Source organism: Niveispirillum fermenti (assembly GCF_052474395.1).
On the sequence record NZ_CP156681.1, the window covers coordinates 474,817 to 488,063 of the forward strand.

Genomic DNA, 13,247 nt, shown 5'->3' on the forward strand with positions numbered 1-13,247 from the left:
CGGACCGCCATCCGGCGGTCATCCGCGTCACCCAGACCGCCATCCGGCGGTCATCCGCGTCACAGGTGACCAGCCATCACGGATGTCACGTCGGCCAGGTGGACATCGGCGCAGCGGAAGGATTTGCCGATGCCCCGGGCCAGAATGAAGGTGACGCGCCCATCCTTCACCTTCTTGTCCCTGGCCATATGAGAAACCAGCTTTTCCGCGGTCCAGGTGCCGCCGCCCAGATGGGCGGCCGATACGGGCAGGCCCACCGCCGACAGATGCGCCTTCACCCGGTCCAGATCGCCGGCCGGGCACAGGCCCATGCGCACCGACAGGTCGAAGGCCATGACCATGCCGATGGCCACCAACTCGCCATGCAGCAGGGCCGTGCCATAGCCGGCCTCCGCTTCCAGCGCATGGCCGAACGTGTGGCCCAGGTTCAGCAATTCGCGCAGGCCCGCTTCCTTCTCGTCCTTGCCCACGATATCGGCCTTGGCCGCACAGGAAACGCGGATGGCCTCGGTCAGCAGGGCATCGTCGCCGGCCACCAGCGCCGGGCCGTGCATCTCCAGCCAGGTGAAGAAATCCGGGCGGTCGATCAGCCCGTATTTCACCACCTCCGCATAGCCGGCCAGCATCTCGCGCCGGGGCAGGGTCTTCAGGCTGTCGGTATCGGCCAGCACCAGCCGCGGCTGGTGGAAGGCGCCGATCAGGTTCTTGCCATGGCGGCTGTTGATGCCGGTCTTGCCGCCGACGGAACTGTCCACCTGGCTCAACAGCGTCGTGGGCACCTGGATGAAGTCGATGCCGCGAAGCGCGATGGCGGCTGCGAAGCCGCCCAGGTCGCCCACCACGCCGCCGCCCAGCGCCACCAGCACCGTCCGGCGCTCGATCCCCCGCGCCAGCAGGGCGTCCAGCACCGTGCCCAGCCTCTCCATATCCTTGCTGGCCTCCCCCGCCGGAACCACGATCGGTTCCGCCACGCGCGCACCGGCGGCGCGCAGGCTGTCCAGCAGGGAGGACAGATGCAGTTCGGCCACGCTGCTGTCGGTCAGCACCACCAGCGGCCGGCCGGGCACGGCGGCCGTGATCAGCGCACCGGCATCCCCGATCAGGCCCGGGCCGATATGGATGTCATAGGACCGTTCGTCCAGGGCGACGGGCAGGGCGACGGGAACGATGGTGCGGGCGGCGGCGGTCATGGGCGGCGGTATCCAGGCGCAAACGGTAGGGAAGAAGGCGGGATCAGGCGGTCGCCACCCCGGCATCCATGGGGGCCGGATGTCCCAGATGGGGGCGCAGGGCGGCGATGACGCGCTCGGTCGTGATGTCGGGCGGGCTGTCGTCACTGTCCACGGTGAGGTCGGCCGCGGCGTAGACGGGGTAGCGCACATCCATCAGCCGCGACAGCACGGCACGCGGGTCACCCTGGCGCAGCAGCGGCCGGTGGTCGCGCCGCGCCGTCCGCTGGACCAGCAGGTCCAGGTCGGCGCGCAGCCAGATGGAAATGCCGCGCTCGCGGATCAGCGCGCGGGTCTCCGCGTCCATGAAGGCCCCGCCGCCCGTGGACAGGACCTGCACGGGCTGTTCCAGCAGCCGGGCGATGACGCGGCGTTCCCCGTCGCGGAAACCCGTCTCCCCGAACCGGTCGAAGATTTCCTGGATGGTGCAGCCGGCCGCCCGCTCGATCTCATGGTCGGCATCGACGAAGGGCAGGCCCAGCCGCGTGGCCAGCCGCTTGCCGATGCTGGTCTTGCCGGCCCCCATCAGGCCGATCAGCACCAGGGTCTTGGGCACGGGGAACGGGACGGCGGCGGGCATGGGCGTCTGATCCAGGGGTTGCGGCGCCGGTCAAGGGCTTAAACCAGGATGGCCGGTGGTGGCGCGATTGCCAGCCCATGATACGGACGCTATGGTGCTGGCAAGGCCACCGGAACGGACGTTTCCATAGCACGCGCGGGCGCCATCGCCCAACCCCGCGAGCCAAGGGAAAAGCGGAGCCGGACCCGGTCGCCGACGCATGGCTGGGCGCCCCGGCGCCGGCCATGTGCCATCCTTTTCTGCCATTTCACCGGAACCGGTTGTTCATGAGCACGCTGATCAAGATCCTGCTGGTTGTCGTTCTGCTTGTCGGTGTCGGCGGCTTCGTCGCGCTGGCCAGCATGGACCTGCCCGCCCCGTCGCAGCCGGTGGAGCGGGTGATCCCCAATGACCGTTTCGGCTGACCGGGTGCGCCGCTTCGGCTGCATGACGGCCATCGGGCTGGCGCTGCTGGCCTCTCCCGTCCTGGCGCAGCAGCCATGGCCGCCCGCCGGCCCGCCACCCGCCACACCCCCCGGCTCCGGGCCGGCCCCCGGTCCCACCGGGGCGCCGCTGTCGCTGTTCCCGCCGGCCCCGGCCGGGGCGGAACCGGCAGCCGCCGATCCGGCACCGGCCGCCACGCCCCCCGATGCGCGCGGCGTGCGCGGGGTGATGGTGGAGGAGTTGAAGGCGCAGGACCCGGAACTGGCAGGTTCGCTGGGACCCGACAATGGCGGGCTGTCGCCCGACCTGTGGCAGGGCCTGCCGCGCGGGGAACTGGAAAGCCTGATCGCGGCCGTCCCGGCCGGCCTGACCAGCCCCGCCCTGCGCGATCTGGCCAGCCGGCTGCTGCTGACCGCGGCCGACGGGGTGGGCCCTGGCGCAAAGGGCCGCGATCTGGCCGCGTTACGGGCCGAAGCACTGGTCCGCGTCGGTAATGCCGCCGGGGCCGATACGCTGCGCAGTCTGGCCCCCGCCGTGCTGGAGGATGAAGACGCGGCCCTGGCCTGGCTGGAAATGCGGTATTTCACGGATGACCGGCAGGCCGCCTGCGATCAGGTGCCCGTCCTGCTGGGCCGTTTCCGGCACCCCGTCTGGCAGAAATGGCAGATCGTCTGCCAGATCGTGGCCGGCCAGCCCGACATGGCCCTGCTGGGCCTGGATATGCTGCGCGAGCAGGGGGAGAAGGACGAGCTTTTCACCCTGCTGGCCGAAGGCGCCATCACGGGCAACGACCGCCCCGTGCGTGGCGTACCGGACCCCACACCCACGCAATTCGCCCTGATCCTGGCGTCGGGCCGGGCCTTTCCGCCGGAAACCCGGATCACGGGCGCCGGCCCGCTGGCCGCCCTGGCCCGGGTGGAAAGCCTGGCATTGCCGCAGCGGCTGGCGGCGGCGGAACGGGCGGCCGCACTCGGTGGTCTGACGGCGGAGGGGCTGCGCAGCCTTTATGAGGCCGTGCCCGAACCCGATCCCAAGACATTGACCGTAGCGGCGGCGAAGAAGCCGACGCCCCTGCTGCGCGCCCAGCTCATCCGGGCCCTGGCGGCCGAGCCGGCGCCCGCCGCCAAGGCCGGCCTGTTCAGGGTCGCCATGCTGGCCGCCAGCACGGAAATGCAGGCGGGAACCTATGGCAGCCTGCTGCTGGAGGAGGCGCGGCAATTCCGCCTGACCATCGGCTTCGCGTCGGTGGCGCCGATGGTGGCGCGTCTGCACCTGCTGCATGGCGACCTGCGCAATGCCGGTCCCTGGCTGAACCTGGCGCGGGACGATTTCAACGCCGGCAAGGATGAGGGTGCCTTCGCCCGGCTCTGGCCCCTGGCCGCCGCCCATGGGCTGGTGCGGGAGGCCGATTTCGACCGCACCGTCTGGCAGCGCGATCTGGGCGGGAATGCCGCCCGCGATACGGTCGACAGCGTGCTGATCCTGCTGAGCGCGCTGGAGAACACGCCCATGGCCCTGCCGCCGCTGGCCGACGGGTCGGCGCCGCCGGGTCAGGTGAAGGGGGCCGTCCTGCTGGATGCCATCATCGCCCTGGGCACGGGCGGGCCGGCCGGCATGCCGGCCATGGACCTGGCCGCCATCCTGACCGACCTGACACGGGCCGGCCTGGGGGAACAGGCCCGCCGCATCGGCGCGGAAGCCATCGCCGGCCTGCTGCGACCGGAGGCCTGAGCCATGACCCGACCGGCGGCAGGGTCCCTCGGTGCCGCCAAGGCGCGGCCTGGCCGGCCGCGCAAGCCGGCCCCCCCGCCGCCGCCCTGGGTTGATGCCTTCCTGGACATGATGGTGGCCGAGCGCGCGGCCTCGGCCAACACGCGCGAGGCCTATCACCGTGATCTGGCCGATGTGGCGACCTTTCTGGCACAGCAGGGCCGCCCCGCGCTGGACCGTGCCGCCACCGATGACCTGCGCGCCTATCTGGACCATCTGGCTGCCGGCCGGGTGAAGGCCGGTTCATCGGTGCGCACCGTGGCCCGGCGGCTGTCGGCGCTGCGCCAGTATTACAAGTTCCTGGTGTCGGAAGGGCACCGGGCAGAGGACCCGGCCAGCGTCCTGGACACGCCCAGGCAGGGCCGTGCCCTGCCCAAGATCCTGTCGGAAGCCGACGTGACGGCCATGCTGTCGGCCGCTGCGGCCCGCGGCGCGCCGGAGGGTCGGCGGCTGAACGCGCTGCTGGAGGTGCTGTACGCCACGGGCCTGCGCGTGTCGGAACTGGTGGGTCTGCCCATGGCCGCGCTGACCCGCGATGCCCGCGCCCTGATCGTGCGCGGCAAGGGCGGCAAGGAACGGCTGGTGCCCCTGTCCGCCCCGGCCCGCGACGCCCTGTCCGCCTATCTGCCCGATCGCGCCTTCTTCATGACCAGGGGGCGGGAAGGCCGGCAACAGGCCTTCCTGTTCCCATCGCGCGCCAATGCCGGGGTCCTGACCCGCCAGCGCTTCGGCCAGTTGCTGAAGGATCTGGCCATCGAGGCGGGCCTGGACCCGGCCAAGGTCAGCCCGCACGTCCTGCGCCACTGCTTCGCCACCCACCTGCTGGATCATGGCGCCGATCTGCGATCGGTCCAGAAGATGCTGGGCCATGCCGATATCGGCACGACGCAGATTTACACCCATGTCGTGGGCGAACGGCTGAAACAGACGGTGGAACAGCACCATCCGCTGTCGGGCAAGCGAAAGGCAAAGGCATGATCCGTCTGGCCGGACCGCTGCGACCACTTTATACTGTGTCCCGATGACCACCACCGGTCACCGGGTTCAATGGCCATCGCCCCCATCCATGGGCTCGGCTACGTTCCACGCGCCAGCAGTTGCCGCCATTATAACCCGCAGGATATAACGGTGAAGATATTGCACAGAAATTGGATTCTCACCGTCACCCCGGCGAAAGCCGGGGTCCAGCGCGAGGCGCGGTCAGCGCCGACATGATTTATACCAGCGGCCGCAGCATGGATAACCTGATACTGAAAATCAAAGCATGTACTGCATTAAAATCACAAAGAACTTTTCATACAGATGCTAAACGCCAGCCTGAGCATAGTAATCGAGTCGGTGCTTCGCTGCGTTGATTGAGGCATCTTGCGCTGCCTCCCAGGTCGCTTGAATGAGATCGCCACCCCATTTCTCAATATGCTCACAGTCTGGCAGCGACCAATGCAGACTGTATTCCACAGTGAATCCTTCTCCACTCAGCAGCTCAAAGTTGACCGGAGTGATTACAACCCCGCGATAGCAAACCGAGCCGGCAGACATAGTCATCGTAGTGCCTATCGTTTAAAGTCGCCCGAAAAGAGAGCCCACTCTTTTAACAGAAAAAATATGTTATTCCAACATCTAAAAGCCCGCCGCTGGTTTCCCCGCGGCGGGCCTTTGTTCACGATCCCGAACCTTACTCCGCCGTCGTGATCTTCGGCTTTGGCAGGTCCAGCTTGATATGCAGTTCCTTCAGCCGGTCCGGCGTGACGCCGTTGGGAGCCTGCATCAGCAGGTCTTCGGCGCGCTGGTTCAGCGGGAAGACGATGACCTCGCGGATGTTCGGCTCGTCGGCCAGCAGCATCACCATGCGGTCGATGCCAGGGGCCGAGCCGCCGTGCGGCGGCGCACCCAGCTTGAAGGCCGACAGCATGCCGCCGAACTTCGCTTCCAGCACCTCCGGCGGATAACCGGCGATCTCGAACGCCTTGTACATGATTTCCGGCTTGTGGTTCCGGATGGCGCCCGACGACAGTTCCACGCCGTTACAGACGATGTCGTACTGATAGGCGTTGATGGTCAGCGGGTCCTGATTCAGCAGCGCGTCCAGGCCGCCCTGCGGCATGGAGAACGGGTTGTGGCTGAAGTCGACCTTCTTCCGCTCCTCGTCATATTCGAACATCGGGAAATCGACGATCCAGCAGAACTTGTAGGTGTCCTTCTCGATCAGGTCCAGTTCCTCGCCGATGCGCGTGCGGGCCAGACCGGCCAGCTTGGCGGCGGGGCCGGCCTGGTCGCAGACGAAGAAGACGGCATCGCCATCCTTCAGGCCCACGACCTCACGCAGGGCCGCCTGGGCGGCCTCCGGCACGAACTTGGCGATGGGGCCCTTGCCGCCGGCCGCCTCGAAGAGGATATAGCCAAGGCCCGGCGCGCCCAGGCCGCGGGCCCAGTCGTTCAGCTTGTCGAAGAAGCTGCGCGGACGGTCGCCGACCGACGGGGCGCGGATGGCGCGGACGACGCCGCCCTTCTCGATCACGCCCTTGAAGGCCTTGAATTCCACATCGTCGCGCTTGAACACCTCGGTGACGTCGGTGATCACCAATGGGTTGCGCAGGTCCGGCTTGTCATTGCCGTATTTCAGCATCGATTCAGCATAGGGGATGCGCACGAACGGGTACGGCGACACCGTCCGCCTGGTGCCCGTGAAGCCGCTGAATTCCTCGAAGATGCCATGGATCACCGGCTCGATGGCGGCGAACACGTCTTCCTGGGTGACGAAGCTCATCTCGAAATCGAGCTGGTAGAACTCGCCCGGCGAGCGGTCGGCGCGGCTGTCCTCGTCGCGGAAGCAGGGGGCGATCTGGAAATAGCGGTCGAAGCCCGACACCATCAGCAACTGCTTGAACTGCTGCGGCGCCTGCGGCAGGGCATAGAACTTGCCCGGATGGTTGCGGGACGGCACCAGGAAGTCGCGGGCACCCTCCGGGCTGCTGGCCGTCAGGATCGGGGTCTGGAATTCCACGAAACCCTGTTCGATCATGCGGCGGCGGGCCGAGGCGATGACGTTGGAGCGCAGCAGGATGTTCTTCTGCATCTTCTCCCGGCGCAGGTCCAGGAAGCGATAGCGCAGGCGCAGTTCCTCGCCGGCGTCCTGCTCGCTGTTGACCTGCAGCGGCAGCGGATCGGCGGCCGACTGCACCGACAGGTCACGGACCTTCACCTCGATATGGCCGGTCGGCAGCTTGTCGTTGATGGTGTCGGCGGTGCGGGCCACCACCTCGCCCGTGATGGTCACCACCAATTCCAGACGCAGATCCTCCAGCCCCTTGAAATGCGGGGACGAGGTATCGACCACGCATTGGGTGATGCCGAAATGGTCGCGCAGATCGACGAACAGCAACTGCCCATGGTCGCGCTTGCGGTTGATCCAGCCGGACAGGCGGACGGACTGGCCGGCATGATCAAGGCGGAGTTGGCCACAATTGTGGGTGCGATAGGCGTGCATGGCGCGACTGCTGCTTTCAAACGGTGGTGGAAAAGAACGGTGGTGAACAAGACATGAAGCGGTGAAACGGCACGGGCGGGCCACCGCCTGCCGGCGGTCGTCCCGTCGATGCGCACACCACACCGACAGCCTCTCCCTGTCAAGACATGGCATCGATATGGGAGCCAGTACCGACCCGGCCACTGCGACCCGCCCGCCCTTCCGCTGCGGCAGGAACGGCACACAAAAGCAGGAACGGCACACAGAAAGGGAATAGATGCCTGAACTACCGATAAAGCCTTTGTCTGGCGGGCAGCGGGGATGCTACCAGAACCCTCATGACTTCTGATCACGACCACCGAAGACCTGTCTGCCTTCATCGACCGTATCCGGGACGCCGATTACGTCACTGTCGACACGGAATTCATGCGGGAAAAGACCTATTGGCCGCAGCTTTGCCTGGTACAGGTCGCCGGGCCCGATGAAGCCGCCGCCATTGATCCGCTGGCCCCCGGGATCGACCTTTCGCCCCTGTTCGCGCTGATGGCCGATCCGGCGGTGCTGAAGGTGTTCCATGCGGCCCGGCAGGACCTGGAAATCTTCGTCAACCTGATGGGGTCGGTGCCCGCCCCGCTGTTCGACACCCAGGTGGCGGCCATGGTCTGCGGCTTCGGTGATTCGGTCGGCTATGAGACGCTGATCACCAAGCTGACGCCGGCCCGCATTGACAAGTCCAGCCGTTTCACCGACTGGTCGCACCGGCCGCTGACCGACCGGCAGTTGCAATATGCGCTGTCAGACGTGACCTATCTGCGTCCGGCCTATGAGAAGATCCGCGCCAAGCTGAACCGCACGGGGCGGGAGGCCTGGCTGGCGGACGAGATGGGGATCCTGACCGATCCGGCCACCTACCGGACGGAGCCGGAGGATGCCTGGAAGCGCCTGAAGGTCCGCACCGAAAAGCCGCGCTTCCTCGCCATCCTGAAAGAGGTGGCGGCCTGGCGCGAACGGGAGGCGCAGCGCAAGAACCTGCCGCGCAACCGCGTGCTGCGGGATGAGGCGCTGATGGAGATCGCGGCGCACGCGCCCGGCAATGTCGATGACCTTGGACGCACGCGCGGCCTCGGCACCGGCATGGCGCAGGGACGCTACGGCACCGAATTGCTGGCCGCCATCAAGACGGCGCAGGCCATTCCCGACAGCGCCCTGCCACGGCCGGAACCGCGCGTGGAACCCGCCCCCGGCATCGCGCCCATCGTGGAATTGCTGCGCGTGCTGCTGAAGATGGTCTGCGACGACAATGACGTGGCCAGCCGGCTGGTTGCCAACGCCGCCGACCTGGAAGCCATCGCGGGGGACGATGATGCCGATGTCCCGGCCCTGAGGGGCTGGCGCCGGGACGTGTTCGGGGAAGCCGCCCTGCGCCTTAAGCACGGCAAGCTGGCCCTGGCCATCGCCGGCAAAAAGGTCAAGATGGTCGATCTGGCCAAGTGACCCGGTTGCCGGCAGGCCTGGGCCGACCGGCAACCGCGACGATGGCACCCTGACAATGGCACCCTGACAATGGCACCCTAACGACGGCCCCCTGACGACGGCACCCCAATCACGCCACCCCAATGATGGTTCCCTTGTCGTGATTGGGCCTCTGGGAGGAGGCCTCGTCACGAATGGGGATTGGCCTTGGCGAAGGCGGCCTTCTGATCGGCCGTTGCTTCCTTCTGATGCCGGGCCTTCCATTCCTCATAGGGCATGCCATAGACGCGCTCGCGCGCCTCATCCTGGCTGACGGCCTGCCCCCGTTCGTCCGCGGCAGCCTTGTACCATTTGGACAGGCAGTTGCGGCAGAAGCCGGCCAGGTTCATCAGGTCGATATTCTGGACATCCGTCCGCTCCTGAAGATGCGCCACCAGCCGGCGAAAAGCCGCCGCTTCCAGTTCAATGCGCGTCTGCTCGTCCATGTCTGTTTCCTCGGCAACGATGGAGCAGCCTATATGGGTCGCTGATCATCTTTCTATAAGAGAAATAATCTTAAATTTTAGTTGAGTATAATTGATCAAATTCCCTATTGCAGTCTCGCTATAACTATGCAAGATCGACGTCAAGTTCAAAAACCTATCCAAAAGTATCAACCGAATCTTTACCAAATGGAGAGGCCGATGGTCGTCGACATGCGCACCCGCTTGCCCTACAGCCACATCACCAGCCATGCCGCCACGCTCAGCCTGCATGCGGAGCGTCTGAACCAATGCGCGGCTGATCTTTCCACCGCGCTGTTGGCCTTGCAGTCTCTGGATGTCCGTGGGCTGATGGCGGATATTGAAAACGATTGACGGTCCCCCGCGGGATCGACCGCCCGTAGCCGGCAGGGGTGGGCTATGCCCGGCTGGCCAGCACAGCCGGCAGCAGCCGGGCCAGCCGTTCCGCCCAGGCGCCGGCTCCGGCGGCATCCGCGATCAGATCCTGGCGGATTTCCAGCATCAGGACGGGCAGACCGGCCTTTTCCCCATGATGGATGATGGTGAAGTCGGTGCCCGTGCGGGCGCTGTAAGGCTCGTTATCGCCCACCACCAGGTCCGGTTCGGCGCGCAGCGCCTCCAGCATGGGCAGGGCCAGACCGCCATCGCGGTTCCATAGCACGCCGACATGCCAGGGTCGGCGAAACCCGTTCATCTGTGGTGTGAAACTGTGGATGGAGATCAGGACCGGAGACTGCCCCCGCGCGGCGATATGCTGGCGCGCCGCGCTGATGGCGTCGTGATAAGGGTGGTAAAACGCTTCCAGTCGCTGTATCCGCGCGCTTTCCGAAAGGACCGCATTGGCCGGCACCGGTGTCCCGTCGCTGATCGCGGGCATCAGGGTCGGGCTGTCCGGCCAGCGGTTGCAATCCACGACCAGCCGCGAATAGACCGACAGCACGGCCGTGGCATCCAGCCGCCGGGCCAGTTCCTCCGTCACGGCCGCCGCCCCGATATCCCAACCGATATGACGGTCCAGGTCGGCCGGCTCGACGCCCAGCCCATGCAGGGCGGCGGGCACGGCCTTGCCGGCATGGTCACAGACCAGCAGCAGCGGGCTGGCCCCATCGGGGTTGATCACGCGGACGGGTGCCGGATCGGCGGCGGACAGGAAGGAGGGGGCGGCGATATCCATACCACCCTGCTTATCGTAAATCCCCGTGGCCGTCACCGGTTCAGGCATCCCGTCCGGCCAGCCGGATGGACGGATATCAGCGGACCAGCCGCCGCCACAGCCTGGCCAGACCGTCCAGCGGCCCGCGGCGATAGATCATGCGCGGCTGGCTGAACCGGCGGATCCCCGGCTCTCCATGATAGGCAGCGATGCCGGCGCAGACCGGGTTCCCTTGTGCATCCCGCCATTGCGTGCCGTTGACCATGATACTGCCGGCCCGCACACGGTCCAGCACGAAACCGACATCCGGTTCGTGCCGGCTGAACAGGTAAAGGGCGGGTGGACGGGGGCGGCCATTCACCATGGCCACGGCCTCATCCAATGCGCCATAGGATAGAAGCGGCAGCAAGGGGCCATGGACTTCGCGCGACATCACCTCGGCCTCCTCCATCACGGGCCAAAGCAGGGTGGGTGCCAGCTTGCGCGACCCCGGCTCCGGCCCCTCTCCCCCGGGATGGATGGCATAGGCCCGCGCGCCCCACCGGCGCGCATCGTCGATCATGCCCAACAAATCCTGATAATGCTTATCTGTTACGATAGCGGAATAATTTGATCTCCGCAGAGAGGGATAAAGAGAAATTGTTGCTTTCTCGAAATGATTTATGAAATCCAGTTCGCTCCCGGCCGGCAGCAGCACATGGTCGGGTGCGGCCCCCGTCTGCCCGGCATCGGCCAGTTTGGCGGCGGCGATCTGCGCCGCCGCCAGGGCCAGCGGATAGCCGGGGGTGACGATCACCGGGTTCTTTCCGCCCAATTCCAGCGTGACGGATGCCGGATTGTCGGCGGCGGCCCGCATCACCTGCCGGCCATTGCCGGCCCATCCCGTGAAATGCACATGGTCCACCGCCGTCTGGCAGATGGCCTGCGCCGTGTCGGCTCCGCCGCCGGCCACGGCCATTTCCGACGGTGTGAACGTCTCCGCCAGCAGGCGTTCCAGCAGGATGGCCGTGCGCGGCGCCTGTTCGGACGGTTTCAGCAGCACGCGGTTGCCGGCGGCGATGGCGGCGGCAACCGGGACCAGGGCGCGCTGCACGGGGTCGTTGCGGGACGTGATGATGGCGACCACCCCCAGCGGCTCCCATTCCATGCCACCGCGCGGCAGCCAGTGCCGTGCCCGTCGCCGGCAAAGGCGGGCCAGGTTGCGGATCGCCTCATGACTGGGCCTGATGCCGGCATCGGGGCGGACATGGCCCGGCGGGTGCCCGAAATCCGCCGCCATCGCCTCGGTCAGCGATGCCTCGTAATGCCGCAATGTGCCGGCCAGCCGGTCCAGCACCTCTGCCCGCCGGTCGATGGCGATGCCGCCTTCACGGCGCCAGCCTTCCCGCAGATGGGACAGCGCCGCCACCAGCCGCTTGTCGGCGGCACTGGCCGGCCGCTGGCGTGCCAGGGCGGAGGGGAACTCGATGACGGCGTCGGCCATGGCGCAGCTCCCTTGTTCCGGGCGCCTTTCCGGGCAGCCCGACGGTCGCAACAGGGCACCGGGCCCGCCATCAGCCGCGCCGGAAGCGCTCCACCTTCATAATCCGGTATCCCAGGGACGGCGGGAAGCGCGGTTCGGCCCGATAGCGGGCATCTCGGTCGGTCGTTCCCGGAATAATATAGGTACGGCCGTTGGCCCATTCCACGGCTGTTTCCGACGGCAGCGGCGCGCCCGTCCCCCCGGCATTGACGACCGTCACCTCCCAAAGCCGGCCATAGGCCAGCGTGGCACGGTCCAGCATGAAAAGGCGCTGCTTGGGCGCCTCCGCCAGGGCGAGGATTTCCGCCTCCACCTGCTCCCGCGCGGCGACCAGTTCGCCCAGGCCGGCCCGGCCCTTGGACAGTTCATCCTCCACCTGCGCAATCAGGGTGCGCAGCGTGTTGCAGGCCACGTCCAGGCGGTGATGCTCTTCCTCCACCGTGCGCAGGTCGCGCTGATACTGGCCGACATCCGTTTCGATCTTGCGCATCACGGCGGCGGCGTAGGCCACCGACACCAGCATCAACAGGACAAGCCCGACCTGGATCAACATGGCCGCTCACTCCGCCGCGATGGCCGCCTGACTGGCGGGCACGGCCTTGGACAGGCTGAAGCCGCCATCAGGCGGGAATTGGGTGCGGGCCATGCGGTTGGCATCATCGGCATTCTCCGCCCAGATCTCCACGACATGGCGCAGGGCGCGGAAACGGCAATCCTTGATGGTGTTCTGGTTGATGGTCAGCACGCTGCCCAGTGTCATCTGCACCACGAACAGCCGGCGGGATGCGGACGGCTCGCCCAGTTCATGCACGACGATGTAATTCTCTTCGCCCGCGGCCTTCAGGCGGCGCTGCGCATCGGCCAGTTGGGTCGATGCGGCCTTGCGCTCCACCTCCGTCTGACGGACGGCCTCCTGCGCATCGCGGTAGGCCTTGGTCAGTTCCTCCTGCTTGCGGGACAGGTCGCGGTTGCTTTCACCGATACGGGCGATGTGGGCGCGCCGGGAATAATAGAGGACCTGCCGGACCAGCGCGATGCTGACAGCGCCGATGGCGCTCAGCAAGGCAACGACGAAGAGGACGACATTGATTTCCAAAGCGGCAATTCCGTCTGACGTCATGCTGTGGC

The 13,247-nt window shown here is 66.8% G+C and carries 13 protein-coding genes; 5 read left to right on the forward strand and 8 right to left on the reverse strand.

The features are described from left to right. Nucleotides 1-59 precede the first annotated feature (59 nt). Together aroB and ABC728_RS13670 are read right to left on the reverse strand one after the other, a co-directional pair. Nucleotides 60-1,190 carry a 3-dehydroquinate synthase gene (gene aroB / locus ABC728_RS13665; protein WP_445376572.1) on the reverse strand — a complete coding sequence of 377 codons (1,131 nt, stop codon included), beginning with the start codon at nt 1,188-1,190 and terminating at the stop codon, nt 60-62. A gap of 43 nt (nt 1,191-1,233) precedes the next feature. Beyond that, complete coding sequence (locus ABC728_RS13670) at nt 1,234-1,809, reverse strand: shikimate kinase (protein WP_416618893.1); 576 nt, start codon at nt 1,807-1,809, stop codon at nt 1,234-1,236. Nucleotides 1,810-2,075: 266 nt separating this feature from the next. Here ABC728_RS13670 and ABC728_RS13675 point away from each other — a divergent pair, with 266 nt between their 5' ends. The 3 genes from ABC728_RS13675 to ABC728_RS13685 are packed head-to-tail and all read left to right on the forward strand — an operon-like array spanning nt 2,076 to nt 4,980. Then, nucleotides 2,076-2,213 (forward strand): hypothetical protein, encoded by a 138-nt coding sequence (locus ABC728_RS13675; protein ID WP_416618894.1) that lies wholly within the window; start codon nt 2,076-2,078, stop codon nt 2,211-2,213. Next, entirely contained in the window at nt 2,197-3,963 is a 1,767-nt protein-coding gene (locus tag ABC728_RS13680; protein ID WP_416618895.1) for a hypothetical protein, read from the forward strand. Before ABC728_RS13675 ends, ABC728_RS13680 begins: the two co-directional genes overlap by 17 nt. A 3-nt stretch (nt 3,964-3,966) precedes the next feature. Beyond that, entirely contained in the window at nt 3,967-4,980 is a 1,014-nt protein-coding gene (locus ABC728_RS13685; protein ID WP_416618896.1) for a site-specific tyrosine recombinase XerD, read from the forward strand. Between the two features lie 697 nt (nt 4,981-5,677). On the opposite strand, the gene aspS is transcribed toward ABC728_RS13685, so the two are convergent. Continuing rightward, entirely contained in the window at nt 5,678-7,489 is a 1,812-nt protein-coding gene (aspS, locus tag ABC728_RS13690; RefSeq protein ID WP_445376573.1) for an aspartate--tRNA ligase, read from the reverse strand. 324 nt (nt 7,490-7,813) lie between these two features. Here aspS and rnd point away from each other — a divergent pair, with 324 nt between their 5' ends. Then, entirely contained in the window at nt 7,814-8,962 is a 1,149-nt protein-coding gene (rnd, locus tag ABC728_RS13695; protein ID WP_445376644.1) for a ribonuclease D, read from the forward strand. Between the two features lie 167 nt (nt 8,963-9,129). Here the strand turns inward: rnd and ABC728_RS13700 are convergent, their stop codons facing one another. Beyond that, the gene (locus tag ABC728_RS13700; protein ID WP_416618899.1) at nt 9,130-9,426 is read right to left on the reverse strand and encodes a DUF1244 domain-containing protein; all 297 of its coding nucleotides are present in this window, start codon (nt 9,424-9,426) and stop codon (nt 9,130-9,132) included. A 198-nt stretch (nt 9,427-9,624) separates the two neighbouring features. Between ABC728_RS13700 and ABC728_RS13705 the strand changes: the two genes are divergently transcribed. Then, on the forward strand, nt 9,625-9,798 hold the full coding sequence (locus tag ABC728_RS13705) for a hypothetical protein (RefSeq protein WP_416618900.1): 174 nt from the start codon (nt 9,625-9,627) through the stop codon (nt 9,796-9,798). Nucleotides 9,799-9,841: 43 nt separating this feature from the next. Here ABC728_RS13705 and ABC728_RS13710 read toward each other — a convergent pair whose 3' ends face one another. The 4 genes from ABC728_RS13710 to ABC728_RS13725 all read right to left on the reverse strand — a co-directional run bounded on the left by ABC728_RS13710 (nt 9,842) and on the right by ABC728_RS13725 (nt 13,239). Continuing rightward, a complete protein-coding gene (locus ABC728_RS13710) occupies nt 9,842-10,666 on the reverse strand; it encodes an N-formylglutamate amidohydrolase (protein ID WP_416618901.1) in 825 nt (274 codons plus the stop codon). Nucleotides 10,667-10,694: 28 nt separating this feature from the next. Next, the gene (locus ABC728_RS13715; protein WP_416618902.1) at nt 10,695-12,080 is read right to left on the reverse strand and encodes an aldehyde dehydrogenase family protein; all 1,386 of its coding nucleotides are present in this window, start codon (nt 12,078-12,080) and stop codon (nt 10,695-10,697) included. A 70-nt stretch (nt 12,081-12,150) separates the two neighbouring features. Then, nucleotides 12,151-12,672 carry a hypothetical protein gene (locus ABC728_RS13720; RefSeq protein WP_416618903.1) on the reverse strand — a complete coding sequence of 174 codons (522 nt, stop codon included), beginning with the start codon at nt 12,670-12,672 and terminating at the stop codon, nt 12,151-12,153. 6 nt (nt 12,673-12,678) lie between these two features. Next, the gene (locus ABC728_RS13725) at nt 12,679-13,239 is read right to left on the reverse strand and encodes a hypothetical protein (protein WP_416618904.1); all 561 of its coding nucleotides are present in this window, start codon (nt 13,237-13,239) and stop codon (nt 12,679-12,681) included. Nucleotides 13,240-13,247 lie beyond the last annotated feature (8 nt).